The organism is Microcoleus pseudofavosus SVA1_A4 (genome assembly GCF_036700565.1).
Lineage (GTDB): Bacteria > Cyanobacteriota > Cyanobacteriia > Cyanobacteriales > Microcoleaceae > Microcoleus.
This window is the reverse complement of the sequence record NZ_JAUBPE010000047.1, coordinates 26,228-48,856: the sequence shown is the minus strand read 5'-3', so window position 1 is coordinate 48,856 and position 22,629 is coordinate 26,228. Positions and strand designations below refer to the sequence as shown.

At 46.0% G+C, this 22,629-nt stretch carries 26 protein-coding genes and 1 tRNA gene; 16 read left to right on the top strand and 11 right to left on the bottom strand.

The window, feature by feature from the left end; all coding sequences use genetic code 11:
* Positions 1-196 precede the first annotated feature (196 nt).
* Both QUA02_RS20110 and QUA02_RS20105 read left to right on the top strand, forming a co-directional pair.
* The gene (locus QUA02_RS20110; RefSeq protein WP_333030137.1) at positions 197-1,231 is read left to right on the top strand and encodes a patatin-like phospholipase family protein; all 1,035 of its coding nucleotides are present in this window, start codon (positions 197-199) and stop codon (positions 1,229-1,231) included.
* 202 nt (positions 1,232-1,433) lie between these two features.
* Positions 1,434-2,246 carry an MlaE family lipid ABC transporter permease subunit gene (locus QUA02_RS20105; protein WP_333030136.1) on the top strand — a complete coding sequence of 271 codons (813 nt, stop codon included), beginning with the start codon at positions 1,434-1,436 and terminating at the stop codon, positions 2,244-2,246.
* A 162-nt stretch (positions 2,247-2,408) separates the two neighbouring features.
* On the opposite strand, the gene QUA02_RS20100 is transcribed toward QUA02_RS20105, so the two are convergent.
* The 5 genes from QUA02_RS20100 to QUA02_RS20080 form a co-directional block, all read right to left on the bottom strand.
* Positions 2,409-3,698 (bottom strand): SGNH/GDSL hydrolase family protein, encoded by a 1,290-nt coding sequence (locus QUA02_RS20100; protein WP_333030135.1) that lies wholly within the window; start codon positions 3,696-3,698, stop codon positions 2,409-2,411.
* Between the two features lie 332 nt (positions 3,699-4,030).
* Complete coding sequence (locus QUA02_RS20095) at positions 4,031-4,333, bottom strand: hypothetical protein (RefSeq protein WP_333030134.1); 303 nt, start codon at positions 4,331-4,333, stop codon at positions 4,031-4,033.
* Positions 4,323-4,904 carry a cache domain-containing protein gene (locus QUA02_RS20090; RefSeq protein WP_333030133.1) on the bottom strand — a complete coding sequence of 194 codons (582 nt, stop codon included), beginning with the start codon at positions 4,902-4,904 and terminating at the stop codon, positions 4,323-4,325. Before QUA02_RS20090 ends, QUA02_RS20095 begins: the two co-directional genes overlap by 11 nt.
* Positions 4,905-5,313: 409 nt before the next feature.
* Complete coding sequence (locus QUA02_RS20085; RefSeq protein ID WP_333030132.1) at positions 5,314-5,547, bottom strand: hypothetical protein; 234 nt, start codon at positions 5,545-5,547, stop codon at positions 5,314-5,316.
* Between the two features lie 108 nt (positions 5,548-5,655).
* Positions 5,656-6,042, bottom strand: coding sequence for an AbrB/MazE/SpoVT family DNA-binding domain-containing protein (locus QUA02_RS20080; RefSeq protein WP_332983916.1), 387 nt, complete (start codon positions 6,040-6,042; stop codon positions 5,656-5,658).
* 267 nt (positions 6,043-6,309) lie between these two features.
* On the opposite strand from QUA02_RS20080, the gene QUA02_RS20075 reads away from it, so the two are divergent.
* From QUA02_RS20075 to QUA02_RS20055, 5 genes are all read left to right on the top strand, one after another.
* A complete protein-coding gene (locus QUA02_RS20075) occupies positions 6,310-6,753 on the top strand; it encodes an Rrf2 family transcriptional regulator (RefSeq protein ID WP_332983918.1) in 444 nt (147 codons plus the stop codon).
* A gap of 33 nt (positions 6,754-6,786) precedes the next feature.
* Complete coding sequence (locus QUA02_RS20070; RefSeq protein ID WP_333030131.1) at positions 6,787-7,188, top strand: GFA family protein; 402 nt, start codon at positions 6,787-6,789, stop codon at positions 7,186-7,188.
* A gap of 109 nt (positions 7,189-7,297) precedes the next feature.
* Complete coding sequence (gene cbiB / locus QUA02_RS20065) at positions 7,298-8,377, top strand: adenosylcobinamide-phosphate synthase CbiB (RefSeq protein ID WP_333030130.1); 1,080 nt, start codon at positions 7,298-7,300, stop codon at positions 8,375-8,377.
* 268 nt (positions 8,378-8,645) lie between these two features.
* Entirely contained in the window at positions 8,646-9,179 is a 534-nt protein-coding gene (gene pyrR / locus QUA02_RS20060) for a bifunctional pyr operon transcriptional regulator/uracil phosphoribosyltransferase PyrR (RefSeq protein ID WP_333030129.1), read from the top strand.
* Between the two features lie 116 nt (positions 9,180-9,295).
* Positions 9,296-9,418: a hypothetical protein gene (locus tag QUA02_RS20055; RefSeq protein ID WP_333030128.1), complete on the top strand. Its 123-nt coding sequence runs from the start codon at positions 9,296-9,298 to the stop codon at positions 9,416-9,418.
* A gap of 80 nt (positions 9,419-9,498) precedes the next feature.
* Here QUA02_RS20055 and QUA02_RS20050 read toward each other — a convergent pair.
* Positions 9,499-9,571: transfer RNA gene (locus QUA02_RS20050), tRNA-Ile, on the bottom strand.
* A gap of 184 nt (positions 9,572-9,755) precedes the next feature.
* On the opposite strand from QUA02_RS20050, the gene QUA02_RS20045 reads away from it, so the two are divergent.
* Positions 9,756-10,448, top strand: coding sequence for a hypothetical protein (locus QUA02_RS20045; protein ID WP_333030127.1), 693 nt, complete (start codon positions 9,756-9,758; stop codon positions 10,446-10,448).
* A 70-nt stretch (positions 10,449-10,518) separates the two neighbouring features.
* Positions 10,519-11,997 (top strand): hemolysin family protein, encoded by a 1,479-nt coding sequence (locus QUA02_RS20040; protein ID WP_333030126.1) that lies wholly within the window; start codon positions 10,519-10,521, stop codon positions 11,995-11,997.
* A 7-nt stretch (positions 11,998-12,004) separates the two neighbouring features.
* Here QUA02_RS20040 and QUA02_RS20035 read toward each other — a convergent pair whose 3' ends face one another.
* Positions 12,005-12,619, bottom strand: a complete 615-nt coding sequence (locus tag QUA02_RS20035; RefSeq protein WP_333030125.1) for a hypothetical protein — start codon at positions 12,617-12,619, stop codon at positions 12,005-12,007.
* Positions 12,620-12,783: 164 nt separating this feature from the next.
* Between QUA02_RS20035 and QUA02_RS20030 the strand changes: the two genes are divergently transcribed.
* A complete protein-coding gene (locus tag QUA02_RS20030) occupies positions 12,784-13,113 on the top strand; it encodes a tetratricopeptide repeat protein (protein WP_333030124.1) in 330 nt (109 codons plus the stop codon).
* A gap of 263 nt (positions 13,114-13,376) precedes the next feature.
* On the opposite strand, the gene queC is transcribed toward QUA02_RS20030, so the two are convergent.
* Complete coding sequence (gene queC / locus QUA02_RS20025) at positions 13,377-14,051, bottom strand: 7-cyano-7-deazaguanine synthase QueC (protein ID WP_333030123.1); 675 nt, start codon at positions 14,049-14,051, stop codon at positions 13,377-13,379.
* Positions 14,052-14,217: 166 nt separating this feature from the next.
* Between queC and QUA02_RS20020 the strand changes: the two genes are divergently transcribed.
* The gene (locus tag QUA02_RS20020) at positions 14,218-14,343 is read left to right on the top strand and encodes a hypothetical protein (protein WP_333030122.1); all 126 of its coding nucleotides are present in this window, start codon (positions 14,218-14,220) and stop codon (positions 14,341-14,343) included.
* A 53-nt stretch (positions 14,344-14,396) separates the two neighbouring features.
* Here QUA02_RS20020 and QUA02_RS20015 read toward each other — a convergent pair whose 3' ends face one another.
* Positions 14,397-14,579: a hypothetical protein gene (locus tag QUA02_RS20015; protein ID WP_333030121.1), complete on the bottom strand. Its 183-nt coding sequence runs from the start codon at positions 14,577-14,579 to the stop codon at positions 14,397-14,399.
* Positions 14,576-15,901 carry a cytosine deaminase gene (locus QUA02_RS20010; RefSeq protein ID WP_333030120.1) on the bottom strand — a complete coding sequence of 442 codons (1,326 nt, stop codon included), beginning with the start codon at positions 15,899-15,901 and terminating at the stop codon, positions 14,576-14,578. The genes QUA02_RS20015 and QUA02_RS20010 overlap by 4 nt, the downstream gene beginning before the upstream one ends.
* Before the next feature lie 418 nt (positions 15,902-16,319).
* On the opposite strand from QUA02_RS20010, the gene QUA02_RS20005 reads away from it, so the two are divergent.
* From QUA02_RS20005 to QUA02_RS19995, 3 genes are all read left to right on the top strand, one after another.
* Positions 16,320-17,567, top strand: coding sequence for a GTP cyclohydrolase II (locus tag QUA02_RS20005; RefSeq protein WP_333030119.1), 1,248 nt, complete (start codon positions 16,320-16,322; stop codon positions 17,565-17,567).
* 195 nt (positions 17,568-17,762) lie between these two features.
* Positions 17,763-18,845 carry an adenylate/guanylate cyclase domain-containing protein gene (locus tag QUA02_RS20000; RefSeq protein ID WP_333030118.1) on the top strand — a complete coding sequence of 361 codons (1,083 nt, stop codon included), beginning with the start codon at positions 17,763-17,765 and terminating at the stop codon, positions 18,843-18,845.
* Entirely contained in the window at positions 18,842-20,089 is a 1,248-nt protein-coding gene (locus tag QUA02_RS19995) for a URC4/urg3 family protein (protein WP_333030117.1), read from the top strand. Before QUA02_RS20000 ends, QUA02_RS19995 begins: the two co-directional genes overlap by 4 nt.
* Positions 20,090-20,222: 133 nt before the next feature.
* Here QUA02_RS19995 and QUA02_RS19990 read toward each other — a convergent pair whose 3' ends face one another.
* Positions 20,223-20,795, bottom strand: a complete 573-nt coding sequence (locus QUA02_RS19990) for a DUF4360 domain-containing protein (RefSeq protein WP_333030116.1) — start codon at positions 20,793-20,795, stop codon at positions 20,223-20,225.
* A 520-nt stretch (positions 20,796-21,315) separates the two neighbouring features.
* Here QUA02_RS19990 and upp point away from each other — a divergent pair.
* The gene (gene upp, locus QUA02_RS19985; protein WP_333030115.1) at positions 21,316-21,951 is read left to right on the top strand and encodes a uracil phosphoribosyltransferase; all 636 of its coding nucleotides are present in this window, start codon (positions 21,316-21,318) and stop codon (positions 21,949-21,951) included.
* Positions 21,952-22,270: 319 nt separating this feature from the next.
* Positions 22,271-22,417: a hypothetical protein gene (locus QUA02_RS19980; RefSeq protein ID WP_333030114.1), complete on the top strand. Its 147-nt coding sequence runs from the start codon at positions 22,271-22,273 to the stop codon at positions 22,415-22,417.
* The last annotated feature ends 212 nt before the right edge of the window (positions 22,418-22,629 follow it).

Here is a 22,629-nt window from a genome sequence, read left to right as displayed (position 1 = left end):
CATATCAATTCCGGCTGCACCGGAATGATATAGAGGACACGGCTTGGCCTAAGTCCCTACAATTGATCGTGGTAGGGAAACGGCACTGCCGTGTCCTCCGTTTATATCATTCCGATGAAGAGCCCAATTGATATCAAACCACTTTTTGCATCCAAAAAAGTAAGAAACGAGCAAACATCGAGAAGAGGCAACAATTATGGCTAAATATACCAGAGTTTTATCCATAGATGGAGGCGGAATTAGAGGGATTATCCCCGCGCAAGTTGGAGTTAGGATTGAGTCAAAGCTGCAACAAAAAAGTGGCAACCCAGATGCAAGAATAGCTGACTATTTTGATTTAATCGCCGGCACGAGTGCGGGAGGAATTTTAACTTGCATCTATTTATATCCCGATGCCGAAAATCCCAGCAGACCTCGGTGGTCTGCCCAAGACGCTGTTAATTTTTCGATCAAAACCGGCCGCGATGTTTTTAAGAGCTCATTTTGGCAAAAACTCAAATCTCTAGACGGTTTGGTAGATGAGAAATATCCGAGCGATAGCTTAGAAAAATTCTTTTTGGAAAACTTTAGAGATTGCAAACTCAGCGAACTGCTGAAACCTTGTTTAATTTCCAGTTACGATGTCGAAAGGAGAAAAGCTCACTTTTTCAATCAAATAGATGCTAAAAAAGCTCCAGCAGAAGAGTATTTTATTCGAGATATCGCCAGAGCCACATCTGCCGCTCCCTCTTACTTTGAAGTTCCCAAAATCCGCTCTTTGACCAACGAATCCTATGCTTTAATTGACGGAGGAGTATTCGCAAACAATCCCGCACTTTGTGCCTATGCAGAAGTTAGAAATAAATTCAGAATTCCCGACGAGCGCCCCGACAAAGGTCCGACAGCAAAAGATATGGTAATTTTATCCTTGGGGACGGGAGAAGCTCAGAAAAAATTCCCCTACGAAGAAGTGAAAAATTGGGGTCAAGTTGAGTGGGTTGAGCCTTTGATTAATATCATGATGACGGGAGTTGCTGAAACTGTAAATTATCAAATCCTCCAAATTTTTGATGCGATTGAAAGACCAAATCAATATTTGAGAATTAATCCAGATTTGAGCCACGAACAACCGCTGCCGATTGATGATGCCTCGGAAGAGAAGATATCGGAACTGGTGAGAATTGGCAAGGAGCAAGCCGAAAAGTACAATGAAGAGTTGGATAAGTTTATCGACTTGTTGCTTGCCCAGTAGTCAGTCATATTGTAGGGTGGGTTGGGCGCGGCGATTAAGTTAAGTCACCAATAAATAAATCTTAAACCGCGCCTAACCAATCGCAGGGCTGGCAGACAGAAAATATATGTTGACAAATCGTGCAATAACTGCTGTACAATAAACTAAATCTCTATTTAGCAATGCTTCGCCCTGTTTGCAATTAATCGCGAGCCGTCAGTAATTGGTTAAAAAATACCAAGAAAAGCGCGATCGACATTTAGACGAAACCTTCAAGAACAGGTGGTTTCAGCGGTTTTTAGTGACCCTGTTCCTGGGCGGTCAAGTGCTGCTGCGTATACTCCAAGGCAAAATCGACCGCCGCAAAATCATGGAACATTTAGTAACAGTAGGGCTGGATTCTTTCCGATCCGTGCTGCTAATAGCCTTTTTTGCCGGCATGATTTTTACCGTTCAATCGGCCAGAGAATTGATTCGGTTTGGGGCGGTTGGGGCAGTGGGAGGTGCTTTTGCTGTGGCATTTTGCCGCGAATTAGCACCAGTGTTAACGGCGGGCGTGGTGGCGGGACAAGTAGGTTCGGCCTTTGCGGCGGAGATAGGAGAAATGCAGGTGACGGAACAAATAGATGCCCTGTATATGTTGAGAACAAATCCGGTTGATTATTTAGTAGTGCCGAGGGTGATAGCTTGTTGCATCATGCTGCCGATTTTAACAATTTTTGCGGTATCAGTGGGGATTTTGGGCGGGCTGTTTGTGGCGGCTTATTTTTATGATTTGGAACCGTCGGTATTTTTGGAATCGGTGCGGACTTTTTTGGGGCCTTGGGATTTAGTAACTGTGGCGATTAAGAGTTTTATTTTTGGGTTGATAATTTCCCTTGTCGGTTGCGGTTGGGGCTTGACGACGGTGGGCGGAGGGAAAGGAGTAGGTCAAGCTGCAACGGCGGCGGTGGTGACTTCTTGGGTGTTTATTTTTGTCGCGGATTTCTTTTTATCGCTGTTGATGTTTCACGAGTTGGGGATTACGAGAAGTTGATAATCTTGGCGATTATAGCAGGAGTCAGGAGTCAAGATGCTTAAATATTAAGGGTTTGAACAATCATCAACCCGATTGCCACCAGGATTGCTATAAAATAACATGAAGATTTTTTAAACCGCAGATGAACGCAAATAAACGCTGATGCAATTTGATCGGCGTTTATTTGCGTTCATCCGCTGATATCTGCGGTTTAAAACTCTCAACTTTAGATGGTAGATTGGAGAAAGGAGGGCGATACACTCGAATTGCTTTAATTGGCACTTTCCCATCAGTTTCGGGGACGATTTCGAGGATGTGTTTAGAGTTGCTCAAATTCTGAGCTAATGTTGTAGGGTATTCGCGGCTTGAATCTGCAATCTTTGGCGGAACGTATGAATCAACAAACATCGGTCGCACCTGCCACGCAATTTCAAAGCCTTTTGGCGTCGGCTTTTTCGAGTATTCATAGGCATTTTGCAGCCACCAGTTTCTCGGTTCAATTACGACGCGGCCAGAGTTTGAGACAAACATTTTGTCGTTTGTACCGCTGCCGTCGTAACCTGTTTTAGAACCTACAACGTCAAATTTAAACTTGCTGGCGTCGCTGTTAATCTCAGTAATTACGGCTTTCCAATCTTCGACGATTAGCGGTTTTTGGCTGGATACTTGGAGAACAGCCGGCCAAGCGACGCCAAGACTAAGGCTAGGTCTGGTGATGCTGTAAAGTTCAGGAAATTCGGAGGGTTTTTTGCCGTCGATCGCAATTCTAGCAGAAATTGCCTCGCCGTTGAAGGTTTTATCGGCGATCGCATCTATTCTATTTCCTTCAAATTCTAAAACCAACTTGCCATCTTGCCACTTAACATCGCTGCCAACTGTATAGGTTTTCACTAAATCCTGCGGCAGCGCTTGAGGAGAATTTGGGTTGTATCGCAGGTGCGGTTTTATGAGAGCAGCTAGGAGAAAATTTCCCCAAGCGTTGAGGTGAATCCCGTCGCTCAATAGCTGTTTTGGCTGCAAGCGATTGTCTTTCAAATACCTGCGCCAAGGTTCGCGAATTTCCGCGATTTCGCAGCCGTATTTATCGGCCAACTCCGGCAGCCATTTAGTAGAATGAGTGTTGTGCCATTCGTATCGGTCGATTGCATGTGGATCGTCGCTGCGGCCTGTCGGCATCCAGTCGATATGGTCTGAATGCAAGAGTATTTCGCTAGCAGTGCGGCGGCGGACATTAGCAATTATAGCTTCGTAATCTTCATCGCCTCCGTAGACGTGGAAAATTAGCAAGTCTGGATAAAAAGGATACAAATCGTGTTCGCTGGGACGGATTAAAATCTGGGCTGCAAATCCTCCGATTGCCCGATTTTCAACAATCAAATCTGCATTGGGAAATCGCTGTTTCAAATCCTTTACTACATCTTGCCACCAATCTTGCTGAGTGATGGATTGACCGTAAAATAGGATACGCACTTTTCGACGTTCTGTTGGAGTGCTTGCCGCAAGTAACCCCATCGTCCTTTGAATTCTTGCTCCAAAACTAGCATTATTTGCAATAGGAGCGGGCGGGGGAAATGAGGTATCGGCAGCTATTTTTTTGATAACCGGAACTAACAGAAAGCTCAGACACAAAAAAAGCAACCACAAGTAGCGATAAATCTTTGATTTCCTGCTATTTTCCGGCAATTTTTTCATATAAACAACTCGGTAAGTGGGAAACGAGCGAGTCTTTAGACCTGAGAGAGAAACGACCCTGCGGCTACGCGAGCAGGCATCGCACGGGCGGTTTTAACCGCCGTGAATCTTTAAAATGCGTAACCGTAACCATCTCGACGACGGACAATTTGACAGTATTTGTAACTGATTCGTTGCACCAATTCTGATGCTGAAATATTAAATGAATTAGTTGACCTGACTGCAACACGACCAACGTATTCACCTACTTTCTTGCCAGCGGTGACTACTGCTTTATTAATGTCACCCGTTTGAAAGCCTTTGACCAACTTAAACCTCGGAACGTACCGAGATGGAAAGCCAAACTTGTGGGTACGGCACATTTGCCTGGTTTCGTATCCCGTTAATTTAATCAACAAAGGCTTAGTTGTCAAAACTTTCAACTCCCCAACTTGTCCAACACAATTGGCTGTCTAAAACATTCAGCGGCTCCGGTTGCTGCTTTCGAGACATCTTTCTAAAGGGTGATTCTTGACTCGAACTGGCAACCAGCAAGCCCGATCGTTCGATCGCGAAAATTTGTCCCGTTTTGCTAAGCTTGATGCGATCGAGATATTGCTGAATCTCCGAGAGCGAAAAGTCTACCGCACTAACTCCCAGCAATTTACCATTTCGACCGAGAATCGGTTGGCTCGCAGCAATAAAAACAGTCCCGGGAGTAAAACCCGGATAAATGCTCGTCCAAATCGGTTTGTTAGGTGCGACAGCTTCTTTGTACCAGGGGCGCAGGCGGACACCGTAGGTTCCCGCTTCTGCGTTTAATTTGGCCGTGCGAGTGCCTCTTTTGTCTGTAGCGTAGTAAATGTTATGAGAGTTGGTAGACTTCGAGGCTGCGACGATTTGCACCGCAGCAGAGGCTACTAGAACGCAGGGCAGGGGTATTTTTGTTTGCTGTTGGAAAGTTTTGCTCGCGAATCGGGGCAACGGCACAGGCAGGTGACTCATGGCTCCCTAACACTTTAACTGTTCCGACCGGTAATTTCAGTAAGGGGCGATCGGCGCTGTTTGCTTGCCGTCAAAACACCTCCCACAGAAACAAGCATCAGGAGCGATCGCGGGACTTATACTATTTTAGATTTTAGATTAAAGATTAAAGAATTCAATAATTGGGAATGACTGATGACTACCGTGGTTTGGAGTGTGGCTACATTTGCATTCTTTTTTTCAACTGGTAGTATTACGCACTGTTAGCTTAGAATACCTCCGCCATTTTCTTGCTTTGTTGGGTTTCCTACCTCAACCAAACCTACTTCTTCCCTCAAACCTCTTCCCCACCTCCGTTACATCTGAGATGTTGCACCATTCTCAATAAGGCTTTTATGGGCGGGCTAGAAGAGCCCACCCCACAAGAAATTCATTCTTTGTGGAACAGGCCTTTCGGGCCTGTTAAGCGAGAATTGTACTCTGGGCGTGAGTTACATCCGTTAAATCCCGTACACAATCCGCTGCCGAACTTCTCTTCAACTGCTACGCGGAAAATCCCCCGCTTGTCCAAACGGATGTAGCGAGGGGCGAGAATAGGTATTCTCGGAAAATATGAAGTGGTGGCATTGGCTTTTGTCGAGCCATTGCCATCTATAGAAGCCATACTGTTTTAGGCGCACTGAAAAATTTCAGAGCCAACTCTCTGCTTGCAGTCAATGCTTGAAATCAAACCAATTAGTTCAAGCAAGAAGTCAAAGCACGTCGTAAAGGCCTAGGATACTTCTTCGCGATCGATTTGGCGCAGGTGAATGTGCTTGCGTCCCAGAGAGATTTCAAATTCATCTCCCGGCTGGAGTTCCATCTGTTTGGTGTAGGCGGCTCCAATCAGTAAGTTGCCGTTAGATTGAACGCTAATCCGATAGCTGGCCGAACGTCCGCCGCGTCCGTTGCCGTTTTGCTTCCCGTCTAGCTGAATGCCTTCTGCATCAATCAGCGCATTCAGGAATTTCATCATGTTGACCCGTTCTACGCCGTTTTTGGTAACGGTGTAGTAGCCGCAGGCTCTAGCTTTTTCTTCCTTGGTAAGGTTCTCTAGGTCTTTGACCTTTTTGATGAGACCTTCGCCTTCAAGGGGTTCGACATTTTTCTTTTTAGCCATCTACTGAGTCCTGAAATATTCAACTGGTGTACGGATTTTTTCTCGGTTGGTTTTTGGTTTGACCAAGAAACTTTAGCTTTATAGCTGGTCGTAAAACCATATTACACCGATCGGCTCAATTGTTAACCACTATTATCTAAATATTTTTAACAGCGTGCAGTCTTTCTTGAGGAGTAGCTGCTGGGTTTGTGCGAGCAATCTCTAGACTCGGTAGCATAAGCTATCAGCTATCAGCTAGCTGAATATTTGCCCCGATCTTAAAATCCCATGAAGTTAACCACACGCGGACACTACAGTGTCAAAGCACTACTGGATCTAAGTTTGCAACCTCGGTTCGGCCCGACATCGGTGAAATCGATAGCGAACCGACAGGAGTTACCGGCTCCGTATCTAGAAAAATTGCTGATTGAAATGCGACGAGCCGGTTTAGTCCAATCAGTTCGGGGCTCCCAAGGAGGATATCAATTGGCCCGGGAGCCCGCTCAAATCTCTTTAGGACAAATCTTAGAGGCTGTAGGCGAAACTATTGAACCTTTACCTCGACATTCTCCCGACGCTTCCCAACCAGAGGACTGGGTAACATTCAGTTTGTGGAACCGATTGCACAAAAAACTCGCCGAAGCGCTGTACAGCATTTCCCTCGAAGACTTATACTATGATGTCCGCAGTTGGCAAGCGGCTCTTGGGGAAGAAACTAGCTTTATCATTTAACTGGTAAGTTCATTTATTCGATCGCGAGCAAACATGGACGAAACACTTGTTACCTACTCCGGCGGCTGTCACTGCGGTGCTGTCCGCTTCCTTGTCACCGTTGACAAACACGAAGCATCTGATTGCAACTGCTCTATCTGTAAAAAGAAGGGATTTTTGCACCTGATTGTGCCGCCGGAACGTTTTACCTTGCTGTGCGGCGAAGATGTTTTGACAACCTATACGTTTAATACAGGCACTGCTAAACATACTTTCTGTCGGATTTGCGGTATTCACTCGTTCTATCGCCCCCGATCGCATCCCGATCAATTCGATGTCAACGTCCGCTGTCTTGACTCAGATGCCATCAAACACTTTCAGATCCTACCCTTTGACGGTGTTAATTGGGAGCAGAACGTACACTTGCTGGGCGACGAAAGTAATCTCAGCAGTTAAAATTGCAGCTCAAAAATCTTGCGTCCGCAAGGGTAGCAGCAGTTAAAACCTGCGCTATCCGGCGATCGAGGAGAGCTCGGACGGACTATCAAGTTTGACACAATATATAATGATGCCGGATCAATTTGCTGTTTTGATTTTAGCTGCGGTATTGGATTATTCGATCGGCGATCCTTGGGGTTGGCCTCATCCCGTGCAGGCGATGGGTTGGGCGATCGACCGCTATACTCGACTTGTCTTTAATATATGGAATAATCCCGCAGCCCAAATGCCTGAAGCTGGCGATCGTCCCGCTCTCGTCCGGCACAAACTGCTGCTACGATGTGCTGGGACAATGCTAGGGATCGGGCTGATTCTAGGCAGTTATACTGTCAGTTGGTCGATCGTCCTTGCTGCTAGTTGGGTGCATCCTCTTTTAGGCATTGCCCTGCAGACCATTTTGCTGGCAAGCTGTTTTGCAGGCCGCAGTTTGAGGGCGGCTGCGGTAGACGTGCTAACGCCTTTAAATGTTGGAGATTTAGTCAAGGCGCGAGAACTGTTGAGCCTTTACGTCGGCCGGGATACCGAAAACTTATCGGAGCCAGAAATTCTGCGAGCATTGTTAGAAACTGTAACAGAGAATGCAGTCGATGGCGTCACAGCACCGCTATTTTATGCCCTAGTTGGGTTCGCTGTGCCGCATCTATTATTAAGTGTTACCGATCGCCCGATCGATCCTAACTCGATGTGGGTGAATGCTATAGTCCCCTTGGCAATGGCTTACAAAGCAGCCAGCACATTAGATTCTACCGTCGGCTACAAAGAAGCGCCGTACACTGATTTAGGATGGTTTAGTGCCAAACTAGAAGACGTGCTGACGTGGATTCCTTGCCGGCTAACAGTGATTACTTTAGCCGTTATATCTGGCAAACCGATTTACATTTGGCAGATTTGTCAGAGAGATGCTGTTAAAGATGCCAGTCCCAATTCCGGTTGGAGCGAGTGCGCCTACGCCGCCATCTTGGGAGTGCAACTAGGAGGTACAAATTCCTATCGTGGAGTTCTCAAACACAAACCGCTGTTAGGCGAGCCGGTTCACCCGATCGCAGCGCAGCTAATTTGCCAAGCATTGCAATTAACTCGGTATTGCTTTCTGATTTGGTTGGGACTATCATTGCTTTTTTATACCTTATTATGTTTGAGCCGCTAACTGATGACCTCACCCAAACAGTCCAAAAAGCATAAATAACGTATTTCTGTCATTGTTCGCGCTCCAAGCATTGCAATCGCAGCATCTGCTTTTCATTCGTTCTGGGTAAGCCCAGCAGAAGACAGATATAAGCCACCGACAGGAGCAAAAAAAGTTTTGACCTTAGTTCAAACCCCCAAATTCATCTGTAAAGTCAATCTAAAATCTAAAATCTAAAATCTAAAATTGTTCGATCCGTCAACAGCCAACAATTAGCTCGCAGCAAGCAATGACTAAAATTATCCAAATTTTATCGCCAGATGAAGTGAGGCGCACTCTCACCCGCGTCGCTTCCCAGATTGTCGAAAAATCAGGGAACCCCTCGGAGTTAGTGCTGTTGGGGATTCATAGTAGAGGAGTGCCTTTAGCTCAAATTTTGGCAGATCAAATTGAAGTCCTCGAACAAGTCAAAGTATGCGTGGGCGCTTTGGATATTACCTTTTACCGAGATGACTTGGATCGAGTTGCGATGCGGACACCGGCTAAAACAGAAATTCCTTTCGATTTGACGGGCAAAACTGTGGTGTTGGTAGATGATGTTATCTATAAAGGCAGAACGATTCGAGCTGCTTTGAATGCGGTAAACGATTACGGGCGACCGGAGAAAATTTGGTTGGCGGTATTAGTCGATCGCGGCCACCGAGAAGTACCGATTCAGCCGGATTTTACAGGTAAAAAGTTGCCGACTGCAAAGGAAGAACAAGTTAAGGTTTACGTTCAAGAGCTCGACGGGCGCGACGGAGTGGAGTTAATTAAGGGTTGATATCATTTCCGGTTACACCGGAATGATGTTGACGGTTGACTGTTGACTGTTGACAGTGAACAGTCAACAGTCAACAGTGAACTCGAATTTACTATTCCGAGGCTAACGGATTTGATATGATATCGTTGACCAACGATCGGAATCAGAATTTTCGAGTGCAGTGCGATCTCAGGAGCGAGTCGATCGACCAAGTGTCTAGTTCGCGATCGCACTTGCGACCTCAGAAACCTGGTTTCTAGCCCCCTATGCGCCCAGGACAGGTATCTGGGAATAAACCTGGTTTTTAGCCAGAGCGCGGAGCTTCCTGATTTATTTGAAATCGGCAGTGCAGGAGTTGAACCTGCCTGGGGCGAATTATGAGTTCGCTGCCTAAACCGCTCGGCCAACTGCCGTTAAGTCGATTTGTTCGACCTAACTCAAAATGAATTATAACATAATTTCCCAGTCCGTGCTAGAACTAGAGAACAAAAATCAAAATCTTTAGATCTGCTGAGTCCCGATCGCCTGTTAGCCGCTGTGCTCAAGCCGATCGACCCGACAAAGCAGTTTCTACGACTCGGCATAAACTTATAGGCAATGGCAGTGAATTCGACAGTAGTGCTGACTCTAATTCTGCTCGCTCTGATGTTTGGAGCAGGTGTGACGAGTTCTGTTTGGGGATTTACTATAGGTCGCGAAGCCTTGAAAGGAACGACTCAACCCGATATTCGCCCCAGCAACAATGCCGGCAGCGGCAAGCAGGGAAATCCGGCTAGCAAAGACCAAGTGAGCATTTTGAAAGAAAAAGACATTCTCAAAACCGTCAAAGCGCGGGTAGAAGGTCGCGATCCAGACAAAACAACGGCCGGGGCAAATACTAAAACAGACAAGGCAAGCTCTAAACCAGCCACGGCAAAAAAACCAACTGCACAAAATGCCAGCGCCAAGTTTCCCCTCAACAGTCGCGACGGGGGAATAACCCTGGAAGTGAGCGCGGCCAGTCAGCGCAGCAATTCCATGCTGCTAGACGTGAGTATGAAAAACGAAGGCTCCCAAGCTGTGAGGTTTCTCTACAGTTTCTTGAACGTGACTGACGATCGCGGCCGGGCCCTGAGCGCGACTGCCGAGGATTTGCCGGCGGAACTGCCCCCCAACGGGCAGGTGTATTACGGTACGGTGACTATTCCCACAGCTTTGCTGGAAAATGCTAAGGAAGTTTCGCTGACGCTGACAGATTATCCAGGTCAAAAACTTCAGTTGCAAATATCTGGCATTCCAGTGGCGAAGTAAAACAAAAGGAGCAAAACCTCCAAAGGGATTCTCACGTTTTTTGATCGAGAAAGTTTTTTTAGGGAGCATTGTGTCACTTTTAGGGGCGAGAGTGCAGGAGATATCTGATTTACCCGCGATGACTTGGACAGAGGTGCTGTCGCGGTTGCTGTCAGTGCTGTTGCTGATTGCGATCAATGCTTTTTTTGTGGCGGCTGAGTTTTCGATGGTGACGGTACGCCGATCGCGCATCAATCAGTTAGTAGATGCTGGCGACGTTGCAGCTTTAACTGTTCAATCTTTACAGCACAGTATTGAGCGATTGCTCTCGACAATGCAGTTGGGAATCACTCTTTCTAGTTTAGCTCTCGGCTGGATTGGGGAAGATACGATCGCCGTGCTAGTCCAAGCTGCGATCGGCTGTTTGCCGCTGCCAATTTACATCAAGTCTGCGATCGCCCATTCTTTGGGCATATCAATAGTAACTTTTTTCCTGTTAGCTTATCTGCAAATCGTACTCGGCGAACTCTTTCCCAAATCTGTAGCGTTACTGTATTCCGAACAGCTAGCGAGAACTTTAGGGCCTCCGAGTTTATTGATTGCCCGTTTGTTCAATCCCTTTGTGTCGTTTCTCAATCAATCTACTCGATCGCTCTTGCGGTTTGCGGGCATCGAATACGACCTAAGGCACCGACCGGTTACTCCCGAAGAACTGCAATTAATTATAGCTACTTCCAGCGAATCAAGCGGCTTGGAAGCAGAAGAGCGAGAACTGCTTAACAACGTGTTTGAATTTGGCGAAGTTTGGGTAGAAGAAGTTATGGTGCCCAGGCCGAGCATTGTCGCACTTCCGAAGACGGCTACCTTTCAAACTTTGCTCGAAGAAATGGCGATTTCTAACCATTCCCGCTATCCGGTGACGGGAGATTCTTTAGACGACATTATCGGCATTATTGGCTTCAAACAACTTGCAAAACCCCTAGCTGAAGGTTTGCTCTCTCCCGACACGCCAATTGTAACTTGGATGGGTTCGGTGAGGTTTGTGCCGGAGATGATGCTGCTGGGGGAACTGCTGCCTTTGATGCAGAGTTCGTCGGAAGAAATTGCGATCGTAGTTGATGAATTTGGCGGCATTTCCGGGTTAGTGACGCTGAGGGATTTGATTGCGGAAATTATCGGCCGCAGCTACGAGTCGCCCGACAGCAAAGAAATTGCTTTGCAAGTATTGGACGATCGCACTTTTTTAGTGCAAGCGCAGTTAAATTTAGATGATGTGAATCAAATATTGAATTTGGATTTGCCAGTAACTGACGAATATCAGACAATCGGAGGTTTTCTGAGCTATCAGTTGCAAAGAATGCCTGCTGTTGGGGAAGTTTGGCGCGGCGAAAATGTGGAGCTTACGGTTGTTTCTGTGTCCGGGCCGCGGTTGGATCAACTTCAAATTCACTTGCTGTCAGGGGCGGCGGGCGATCGAGCTTTGGGTGAAGTTGCAGCAGCGGATGGGGAAGTTGTGGGGAAAGGGCGATCGAATAGCGGGGTGAGTAGTGTGGCGAAATTTTCTAGTTGAGAATATTTTAGCGAATACCTACATAATCTACTCGCTCGAAGTCGCTGCGTACTAAATCATCTAACGTCGGGCCTTTGGGGCGTAAATTAACGCGATCGCCAGCCTTCACATTTTCGTAATATACGTAGGGAATATAGATGTCTTGCTCCTGCATAAAAGCGAAAGTAAAGCTAAAAGCACTGTCAATGTCCTCAGCTTTAACATCACGAAAATCAGAGAGGAATAGGAGATCCATTTCTGCTTCAAAGTACAGCATCTCTGCAAATGCACCTCTGTCATAGCAGTTATAACCAATATAACCGCAAGTGTCGCTACACTTGTAGTAGATGGCGCGAGTGGATAGGAACCAGGAAAGGGTGATAGCATCTCCTTCTCCAAATACAAGGCCACCGGGCTGATGATTTAGTTGCTCAACGATCGTCCAAGGGTGTCCTCGGAACTGAAATACAATATAGCTTTCGGTGGTAATTTCGATTTCGCGATCGTATATATCCCGTTCCCAAACATCCGCACGTCTCGCCCTACTAAGCTTTTGGGCTACTGATTCAATAGGAGCGCGAACGAGAAGTAGATTTTGGTTTCTGTCAATTGTTTCAATACCTCGGCGCTCTTCAATAGACATATCTTTTAGCTTGCGAAAAACAATCAATAATTAGTCTACCTCTTTTTCAGACTCTAGCGAATGCTCAGGAACAACCAGGGTGCTTTATAATTGATTCATCAGGTCAAGTCAACAGACTCGATCCTTTATGCAAGCGAGATGAACAGCAGAAATTAAGAAATGCCATGAAAGCTCAAGAACTTTATCAAAAAGGATTCGACCTCGGTCGCAGAGAACTGTATAAGGAAGCATCTGAAGCTTTTACTCAAGCAATTAATCTCAATCCTGATTTGGTAGAAGCTTATATGGTTCGTGCTCGTATGCGAGCTGTAATTAGAGAAAAACAAGGTGCAGTAGAAGATTTTCAGAAAGCGATAGATATCTACAGGGCTAGAGGACAATCGCAAATAGCTGATATGCTTTTAGTCCCATTGAATTCGCTGCAAAATGAAATTAAGTTTGACCAGGAAGACCAGCTTCAACCGGAAGTTGAGGATGAGCCGAAAGCTAAATAAGCAACGGAGGACACGGCAATGCCGTTTCCCTACCCCGAAATAATCACGAGCACTCCATCAGAGATATAACTATCGCCCGATTAATTGTAGGGAAACGGCACTGCCGTGTCCTGACTGTGGGTAATATTAATTTCGATGCCACCGGATTTGATATGACGCACCCTACGAACTAACTTAGAAACCGGGTTTTTTACCGTTTCGGCGGGCGGAAGCGAAGAGACTCGAAAAAACCCGGTTTCTGACTACCCGTGCGTAAGTAATGTTTAAGCGTAAGCCACGGGATCTTTTAATCCCAATTCCTCAAAAGCCGCCAGCCGCAGCCGACAAGAATCGCAAACGCCGCAGGCAGTTTCGCCGCCTGCATAGCAAGACCAAGTTTGCTCCCAAGGCACTCCTAATTTGTTGCCTAATTGAATAATTTCTGTTTTTTTAAGTTCGATTAAAGGTGTTACAATATTAATAGGTTCTCCTTCTCTTCCTTGCTTGGTTCCTAACCGAAATACTTCCTGCATGGCTTGGATGTAATCGAGGCGACAGTCGGGATAGCCGGAATAATCTAAAGCGTTGACACCGATGTAAATACGATCGGCTTCTAGGGTTTCTGCGTAGGCGAGGGCAAAGCTGAGAAAGATCGTATTTCTAGCTGGAACGTAGGTACTGGGGATGTTTTGAGACATTTCTCCCAGAGTGCGATCGATCGGCAATTCAATCTGATTGTCCGTCAAAGCCGAACCGCCCCAAAGCGTCAGGTCAAAGTTTACCACCTGATGCGCCTTAACATCCGCCGAAAGTGCGATCGCCCGTGCTGATTCCAACTCCCGCCGGTGCCTTTGCTTGTAATCAAACGAAATAGCGTAACACTCGCAGCCGTCGGCCTTGGCTTGATACAAAACAGTTGAGGAATCCAGCCCTCCCGACAATAAAATAACTGCTTTCACTTAAAACATCCTCGATTGAATCAGCTTTTATATTTATATCAAATTAGTTCTCAATTGACAAGATGGAATTATAAATGAAGAGATTTTTTTTGAACTAACCGCGAGGACTCGTTCGGCGAAGCCGTTCCCGAAGGGTAGGACGCGAAGGAAGAAAAGAGAAGAGAATTTGGTTGATAATGTAGGGTGCGTGTTGTGTACTTTATCTAATATCAAATCCGTTGGCATCGTAATTAATATTACCGGAAATCAGGAGACGGCAGTGCCGTTTCCCTACAATATTATTTGGGGGTAGGGACACGGCATTGCCGTGTCCTCTATCATGTCGCTCCTGCAACCGGAATGGATTTAAATTCCTAACAAATCGTCTAGTTCGCGGTAATCGGGCAAAGTTGTATGAATTTTAATATTACCGGAAATCAGGAGACGGCAGTGCCGTTTCCCTACAATATTATTTTGGGGTAGGGACACGGCATTGCCGTGTCCTCTATCATGTCGCTCCTGCAACCGCAATTGATTTAAATTGCTCACAAGTCGTCTAGTTCGCGGTAATCGGGCAAAGTTGTATCAATTTCTTTACCCTGCCGCAAAACTGTGCGATCGCGCTGTGACCTAGATAACAATTCGCTGAAATTCCGCGCTTTAAACAAAATTAAATCTGCTGGTAAACCAACTCCTATTCGTCCTAAATTCGGCAATCCCATTAAATCTGCTGGTGTTTTTGTGACTGTGCGCGGCCAATCTTCCCAAGGCCTATCTAAATGGGCGATGCGAACTGCCATATTGAAGACTTCTAAAACATCGTGATCGCCAAATCCGTAAAACGGATCGCGACAATTGTCGCTAGCAACTGCAACGGGAATTCCTGCTGCTTTGAGTTCGTGCAGCAGCGTCACTCCCCGCCAGCGCGGTGTACGCCCAGATTGTCGATCTTGCAGGTAAAGGTTGCACATCGGCAAGCTGACAATGCCAATATTTGCTTCCTTGACTAATGTCAAAGTTTCTGTTACTAAATCTGGTGGTTGTACGGCTAAACTACAGCAGTGCCCGCAGATTATTTTACCGCTAAATTCATGGCAAATAGCCGTTTTTGCTACTTCCCGCAGTGTTACTGATTCTGGATCGTCGGTTTCGTCGGTGTGGAAGTCGAGGTTTAAACCGCGTTCTTGGGCTAAGCTAAAGATGCGATCGAGTTGTTTGTCTAAGTCGGGATTCATATAGGCGACGCCGCCGAGGATGCCACCGATTTCAGCAATTTTGTCGGCTAATTTTTCGCCTGCGGGTGTCAGGAAATAGTCGAGGGAAACTAGGGAAACTGCTTGCAAAATTAGCCGATCGCCCCATTCGGCTTGCAGCGCTTCAAATACTCCCAAACTAACGGTTCCCTGTTCCCCTGCGCTGTCGATGTGAGTGCGGATGGCCTTGGTTCCGTGGGCGTAGCTGCATTTGAGGCCGAACTCCATCCGCCGGTAAACATCCTCTGCATTCCAGTTTTTTTCGGCATCAGCGCGTGCTGTGTCGATCGCGCTGGCAAAAGTTCCATCGGGATTGGGCGATCGTTCCCAAATGTGTCCTTTATCTAGATGCGCGTGCATATCCACAAAACAAGGCCAGATTAAGCCGCCTTGCAAATCTACAACTGGGATATCTGCAATTGGGAATAAAGGTTCCGTACCTGTGGGGATGATTTGGGCGATCGTACCCGCTGCAATTTCCACATCCACCGCACAAAAATTGTTCTCAGTCCCTGTTGTTGCGACAGTAGAAGCTGAGGGGGCGATCGATTGCATCTCTAGAATAGACGCCGGCACGCGACCATTTTTGAGCAAATAATTAGATGAACTTGGCAACATTAATTTTGTGAGTTAGTATGTATTTTCTTGATAATTCAGCGCTACCAGTTTTAACTATAGCAACCCTTGCAGGAATTGCGAACATCTCTCTTTTCCTCTTTATCTCTTTTCTAGATTGTCTGCGTCAAGAGCGCCCTCTGCGGTTAGTTGAAAAAAAATCATGCACAAATGAAATACAATTGCTCAAGAAACTGGGGTTAAATATGTAGCTTTGTTGTTGGCAGTGCAGCCCCGATCGCTGAAGCACAAAGATAAAATTTTTATATTTTTGAGGAAAGCGCGCAAGTCAGCGTCACGGGTTTGGCTATGCCGGATACTTCCCGATCCTGAATCCTGTTGCTATCATAAATCACTGCTTCAAATTGCAATTTCACTTTCAACCAACAGCAGCATCCATAGCAAGAACCCAAAAAAAACTGTGTCAAAACCCAAGCATATAGTTTTAACCTCCCATCCCGACAGATCCGGCAGAAAACCTCTTCCCATCTACTGGGGAGAAATCGATCCCCTGAAACGGGGGCCTGTGATTGGCAGCCTCACCAAATCATCTCACCGGAATGCGATCGGCACTCATTCGGGTTCCTACTCTGTTTATCGAGCGCTAGCAGTTGCTTCTGGCGCACTCCAAGCAGATCACCGCCCCGATTTTACCAACACATCTCCGGCCGCACACATCGGGCCGCACCAGAGTTGGGGCGATCCCAATTTGATTGTTTCTCTCGATCCCTTTGGGGGTTTGGTCAGCGAAGTTTATACTTCATTTCTCCAGCAGGGATACGATATTCGACCGACAATTGCTGTTACTAAAGCTCACATTAATATGCCGGAATTGCAAGATGCTATCGCTAAGGGGCGAGTGCAAATTGATGGTAAAATAGTCAAAGAAGGTGGCAATTTAGCAGTAACTAAAATTGCGATTGACCCGGTGTGGTATTTACCGGGAATTGCCCGCAGGATCGGCGCCCAAGAAAGCGTTCTCCGTCGTGTCCTGTTTGAGGAAACAGGCGGAATGTTCTCGGACTTAGTGACGCGGCCGGACTTGCACGTTTTTTTGCCGCCAATTGGCGGAACTACGGTTTATATTATTGGCGATGTCGCGAATATTTCTGACCCGGACAAGCTGTTGGCGGTACGGGTACACGATGAATGCAACGGTTCTGATGTCTTCAGTTCGGATATCTGCACTTGCCGCCCTTATTTAGTACACGGGATTGAAATTTGCATCCAAACGGCACAATCCGGCGGTTCAGGGGTAATTGTTTACTTCCGCAAGGAAGGGAGAGCCTTGGGGGAAGTGACTAAGTTTTTAGTGTACAATGCCAGAAAACGGCAGGAAGGCGGCGATCGCGCTGATGCCTATTTTTCTCGCACTGAATGTGTTGCGGGAGTTCAAGATATGAGGTTTCAAGAACTAATGCCAGACGTGCTGCACTGGTTGGGTATCGCTCGAATCGACCGTTTAGTTTCCATGAGCGATATGAAATACAATGCGATTATCAATTCAGGCATTCAGGTGGTCGATCGCATCCCAATTCCAGAAGATTGGATTCCAGCAGACGCACAAGTCGAAATCGTCGCCAAAAAAGCCGCTGGCTACTACACGCCCGACCCCGTGCCAGATGCTACAATTCTTGCTGAAACTCAAGGGCGGGATTTAGGAGATTGAAATGGCAAAGACGCGATCGATCGCGAACAATCGCGTCTTTGCCAAATAAAATAGGACGCTTGGCAAAAAAAACTGGTTTCTGCCAAAAATCCTCTGGTGGTCGCCAAATAACTGCGCTAGAAATCTGTTTTTTGGTCAAGGGTGCGTAAGTTCAGTAAAATTAATTGCTTGTTTGTTTATAAGTCAGGGTAGGTTATGGCTAATTTGCGCTCTACTGTGATCGTAAAAACAGATATTTGCGGATATACCGGCCGAGTTAAAAAATTATCTCAGTCGGACTTAAGTAGTTTGTTAAACGAGCATAAAACTTTTGTTTCAAATATTAGCACCAGAAATGAAGGCAGCGTGATTAAAGGGGAAGGTGATTCATTTTGGATGATTTTTCCCAGCGTCACAGCAGCGGCTGTGGCAGCCATAGAAATGCAGCAAGAATTGAGAGCGCAGCAATCTAGCAAGGCGAACGACGAACGATTGGCTATTCGCGTGTCGATTACATTAGGAGATGTCTTGCATCAAGATAAAGATATCTTTGGCGATACGGTGAATTTAACAGCGCGCATAGAATCAGTAACTCCGCCGGATGAAATATATTTGTCCCAAGCAGCATGGCTGGCGCTCAACAAAGCAGAAGTGCAAACATCTTTTGTCAACGAGTTTTCTTTGAAAGGGATGAGCGAACCTGAAAAAGTTTACAAAGTTGACCAAAGTTACAAAACGCGAATAGTAGAAAATCAAGCAATAATTAAAGCAGATTTGAGAGGTTTTATTGCTTATCAAGAATCTAATTCTATCAAAGACGTTGAATATTTGCTCACCAACTTCGATACTTTTGAAAAAACAATTTGCGAAGAATACGGCGGCACAATTCGGAGTATTGTTGGCGATTCGCATTTGTTGACTTTCCCGGAAGCTCACGCAGCCTTAGCGGCAATGGAAAGTTTGTGCGAGAATTGGAAACTTTTTATTCATGGCAATCACATACCTTGCGGCTTGTCGGTGGGAGTTGCTAAGGGAAATTTGTATATATTTCGGTCTTGCACTTATGGAAAAGATATTAACATCGCCGACAGGCTGGAAGATTTAAGTAAAATAGTATCCCCTGGTTCAGAAAAAAATTCGGTGATAGTTTCCGATAAAATAAAACGCGAAGTCAGCGGCTCGAAGTGGGAATATAAGCTGATTAAAATCGATAAAAATGCGATTTTAGATAATCTTTTAGATTACAGTCAGTTTGACTTTTTTCAAGAAAACGATGTTTATCGGTGTTTGGTGGCATGAAGTTGAATAAAATTGAACTTGAGACTGTAGAATATCTGAGAACGCCGGCAGCTATTCGCCAAAAGTGCGATCGGCTTTTTGATTTAGCCTCCGAAAATAAACTCCCCTACTTCCGCGTCGATTTATCCCAACTCGACAAAGCAGCAAATTATGTAATTGACACAACGCGGGAACAGTATCCCGATTTTAACATTCCCTTTCACAGTCGCTGGCGGCATTTTGAAGCCGACAACCTGCCGCGCCTCGCCGAATTGGATGCAGCTTTAGCACAATTTGCGCCGGTTGAAAAAGCTAAGATCAAATTTGATTTAGCAATTGTCAGCGTTTTGCTCGATGCCGGTGCTGGTGCAGATTGGCAGTATTGCGAACCAGAAACCAAACAGGTTTACCGCCGTTCTGAAGGGTTAGCAATAGCCAGCTTGCGGATGTTTTGTCAAGGTGTTTTTTCCAGCAATCCCGATTTTCCTTGGCAAGCTGATTCTCGCGGACTTTCTCAATTAAAACTAGAAAGCTTAGCGGCAGGATTTCAGGTAAGTCGAGACAATCCGCTAGTTGGTTTAACAGGCAGATTAGAATTATTGCAGCGTTTGGGAAATGTAATTTGCCAGCATTCATTATTATTTGGCAGCGAAAACCCGCGTCCCGGCAATTTGGCAAAATACTTGCTCGACAGTCGGGTTTCGGGAGTCAAAACTGTGAATGCTGCGGTCGTATTGAGCGCTGTTTTAACAGGCTTTGGGGAAATTTGGCCGGGAAGATATGCTATTGGTGGCGTTAATTTAGGCGATGTTTGGTGGCATCCGGCATTACAAGGAGAACATCTGGGAGATGAATTCGTGCCGTTTCACAAACTCTCGCAGTGGTTGACTTATTCGCTGTTGGAACCGCTGCAAGAACTTGGTTTAGAAGTCGCCGGATTGGATGAGTTAACGGGATTGCCGGAGTACCGCAACGGCGGTTTGTGTTTGGATATCGGGCTGCTGCGGGCAAAAGATTCGGCTATTTTTGAGCAGAGTTACTTGCCCGGTTCGGAAGTTATAGTGGAATGGCGATCGCTAACTGTGATTCTTTTAGATAAAATTGCCGCAGCTATGCGAGAAAAGCTGCATTTGAGTGCGGATCAATTGCCGCTGGTGAAGATTTTGCAAGGAGGAACTTGGGCGGCTGGGAGAAAAATTGCGGCAGAATTGAGAGCCGGTGGAGTACCGCCAATTAAGATTGAAAGTGACGGCACTGTGTTTTAGGGGGAAGAAGGAAGAAGGAAGAAGGAAGAAGGAAGAGGGAATAGGGAAGAAGGAAGAGGGAAAATTATTCCCTCTTCCAACTCAAAATTCAAACCTGAAAACTATTCCTCACACTACACTCCCCACAAGCTGCTTAGCGGCAAGTGCGATATTTGACGTGATAAACTAAACCGCGATGAGCCAAATCGAAGGAGTCAACGGTGGCAGTGCCGGCACCGCGGGCTGTCATCGAAGCATTTACTCTCATGTTTACACTGTCGCCGCAGCTAGACCAAACATCAGCTACAGTGGCTAAGCTATCTCGAACGTTGTAGTTAGTTTCGCCGCTGAGATTCCGATTAAAAACTGGGCCGCGGGCTCCAGCGAAAAAGTATTCTGCTCGCAGGTTGCCTGTGGTTTTAGGAGCCACGTAGCCGCGATAATCAGCATCGTAGATAGAAATTTGGAAGCCTTGGGGTACTTTGATGGGAATGCTCAAATTGCAGCTTTTCCTGGTTTCTGCTGAGACATTTCCCTGGGCTGCAAACTTATCAAATAGGATGGTGAGTTCTTGACCGTCGGGGCTGACGCTGACGCTGGCGGAGCGATCGGGGCAACCGCTACCGCCGTAGCTTGCACCTAAAATTTGAACTGCCGGATTAGCAAAGGCGGGGCTGATAGAAGCAGTCATTAATGCCGTAGCTAGCAATAGTTTTACAAACTTCATGGATGTTCTCCTTAATTCATTTTTGTGTGAGGACAACCCTGCATAATTCAAGGAAGATTGAGGCGATGCCCTTCCAATTAGGAGATGGCAGGCCTTTACTGAAAAGGCAGTCAGACTTTGACTAGGAGCTAGATACCTGTACCTGGCTCCGGGCTTTTTCTAGTAGCATTAGTTCATGGATTAATGCCTGTTGTGTCCTGATACTTTCTAAGATTCATCGCATTTAAAGACTGTTCCGGAGGATTGATTGCCAAATATCGATCTTTTTTCCCGGCTTTTTGGGGAACAAAGCTCTGTTTTTTTTGTCGGCGCAGCGCGGGCAAATGTTTGTCGAGCTGCGAATTTTCTTCCCTCGCTCTTTGCTGAGAAAAGATGCTTGAATTCGGGAATCCGAGGCTCCGTAGCTGTAGGAAAAGGATCTGTATGGTATCGGGGAACTGGAAAAAAAGACGAGATATGTATTCTCAGGCAGCTCCCGCACAGGAGAGATTATAATAAGGTAGATTAACTCTAAAAAAAAATGATTGCTAAAGTTACTGTCATCGACCATCCTTTGATACAGCACAAGTTAACTCTAATGCGGCAAACTCAAACGAGCACGGCGAAATTTCGCCAACTGCTGAAAGAGATTGGGCTGCTGCTAGCCTATGAAGTGACGCGAGATTTGCCGCTAAAATACGAACAAATAGAAACGCCGATCGCCAAAATGAATGCACCGATGCTGGCTGCGGAAAAGAACATGGTCATTGTTTCGATTATGCGCGCCGGTCAGGGACTGTTAGATAGTATTTTAGAACTGATTCCGTCGGCGAGGGTAGGACATATTGGTTTGTACCGCGATCCGACAACTCGGATGGCGATCGAATATTATTTCAAAGTTCCACAGGATATCGACCAGCGAGATGTTTTAATTGTCGATCCGATGCTGGCTACTGGTAATTCAGCAGTCGCGGCAGTGGATAGGCTTAAAGAAGTTAATCCCAAGTCTATTAAGTTTTTGTGCTTGCTGGCGGCGCCGGAGGGAATTGAGCACTTTCACGAACAACACCCTGACGTGCACATTTATACGGCGGCAGTTGACGAGTGTTTGGACGAGCACGGCTATATTGTACCCGGACTGGGAGATGCGGGCGATCGGCTTTACGGCACTATGTGAATTCACTTAAATTATTATCTGCTGTATATGTCAATACATTCATTAAAAAATAAGTTTACTAACATAACTATTGGTTTGATAGTGTCAGGCAATGTAAATTGTAAGATTTTAATGTCAGGAAAAGCCTATATACAGCAAGGGTTGTAGGATTTTTTAACATGAAATTCGTAAATTGCATTATCTCAATGTATTTACTGCATTTTATGGTGTAATTCTCTGCCTTTAGTGTAATTAATCGCAGGAATTTGTTCATAAAATAGATATATGATGCTCACCGTTTGCGATCGACTACTAACATTTTTTGGACGAGGAAAAAAGAATGGAGACTACAGCACAGAAAGAAGCCCCACCTCAGCCTGTTGAGGAAGTGAAAATTAACAATATCAACAGTTTGGAGTTTGAGCTTTGGGCTAAAGCGGTGAAACGGCAGATGATTGCAGCACTCTCTAAAAAGGGCGCGATTTGACATCTCTGGTTTTTTTGTGCGCAAGTTGTGTTAATTAAATTAACAAAATTTTTGTCTGCATTGTTGTCCGAGATCGAGAGGGGGGAGGGGAAGAGTTTTGAGATTGCGCCGCTTTTCGGAGTTGCGGGAGGGGCAAAATAAAGCATTTTCCTTTTTCCTAGTTTTGGACGTACAGGTGGCAGGAAGCCGGGTTTTTTTACGAAAATACTTCT

Bases quoted from the DNA above. Each gene is read 5' to 3' on its own strand.
- QUA02_RS20110 (WP_333030137.1), top strand. From the start codon at position 197: ATGGCTAAATATACCAGAGTTTTATCCATAGATGGAGGCGGAATTAGA.
- QUA02_RS20090 (WP_333030133.1), bottom strand. From the start codon at position 4,904: ATGAGTCACCTGCCTGTGCCGTTGCCCCGATTCGCGAGCAAAACTTTC.
- QUA02_RS20085 (WP_333030132.1), bottom strand. From the start codon at position 5,547: ATGGCTTCTATAGATGGCAATGGCTCGACAAAAGCCAATGCCACCACT.
- QUA02_RS20080 (WP_332983916.1), bottom strand. From the start codon at position 6,042: ATGGCTAAAAAGAAAAATGTCGAACCCCTTGAAGGCGAAGGTCTCATC.
- QUA02_RS20075 (WP_332983918.1), top strand. From the start codon at position 6,310: ATGAAGTTAACCACACGCGGACACTACAGTGTCAAAGCACTACTGGAT.
- QUA02_RS20070 (WP_333030131.1), top strand. From the start codon at position 6,787: ATGGACGAAACACTTGTTACCTACTCCGGCGGCTGTCACTGCGGTGCT.
- cbiB (WP_333030130.1), top strand. From the start codon at position 7,298: ATGATGCCGGATCAATTTGCTGTTTTGATTTTAGCTGCGGTATTGGAT.
- pyrR (WP_333030129.1), top strand. From the start codon at position 8,646: ATGACTAAAATTATCCAAATTTTATCGCCAGATGAAGTGAGGCGCACT.
- QUA02_RS20055 (WP_333030128.1), top strand. From the start codon at position 9,296: ATGATATCGTTGACCAACGATCGGAATCAGAATTTTCGAGTGCAGTGC.
- QUA02_RS20045 (WP_333030127.1), top strand. From the start codon at position 9,756: ATGGCAGTGAATTCGACAGTAGTGCTGACTCTAATTCTGCTCGCTCTG.
- QUA02_RS20035 (WP_333030125.1), bottom strand. From the start codon at position 12,619: ATGTCTATTGAAGAGCGCCGAGGTATTGAAACAATTGACAGAAACCAA.
- QUA02_RS20030 (WP_333030124.1), top strand. From the start codon at position 12,784: ATGAAAGCTCAAGAACTTTATCAAAAAGGATTCGACCTCGGTCGCAGA.
- QUA02_RS20010 (WP_333030120.1), bottom strand. From the start codon at position 15,901: ATGTTGCCAAGTTCATCTAATTATTTGCTCAAAAATGGTCGCGTGCCG.
- QUA02_RS20000 (WP_333030118.1), top strand. From the start codon at position 17,763: ATGGCTAATTTGCGCTCTACTGTGATCGTAAAAACAGATATTTGCGGA.
- QUA02_RS19995 (WP_333030117.1), top strand. From the start codon at position 18,842: ATGAAGTTGAATAAAATTGAACTTGAGACTGTAGAATATCTGAGAACG.
- QUA02_RS19990 (WP_333030116.1), bottom strand. From the start codon at position 20,795: ATGAAGTTTGTAAAACTATTGCTAGCTACGGCATTAATGACTGCTTCT.
- upp (WP_333030115.1), top strand. From the start codon at position 21,316: ATGATTGCTAAAGTTACTGTCATCGACCATCCTTTGATACAGCACAAG.
- QUA02_RS19980 (WP_333030114.1), top strand. From the start codon at position 22,271: ATGGAGACTACAGCACAGAAAGAAGCCCCACCTCAGCCTGTTGAGGAA.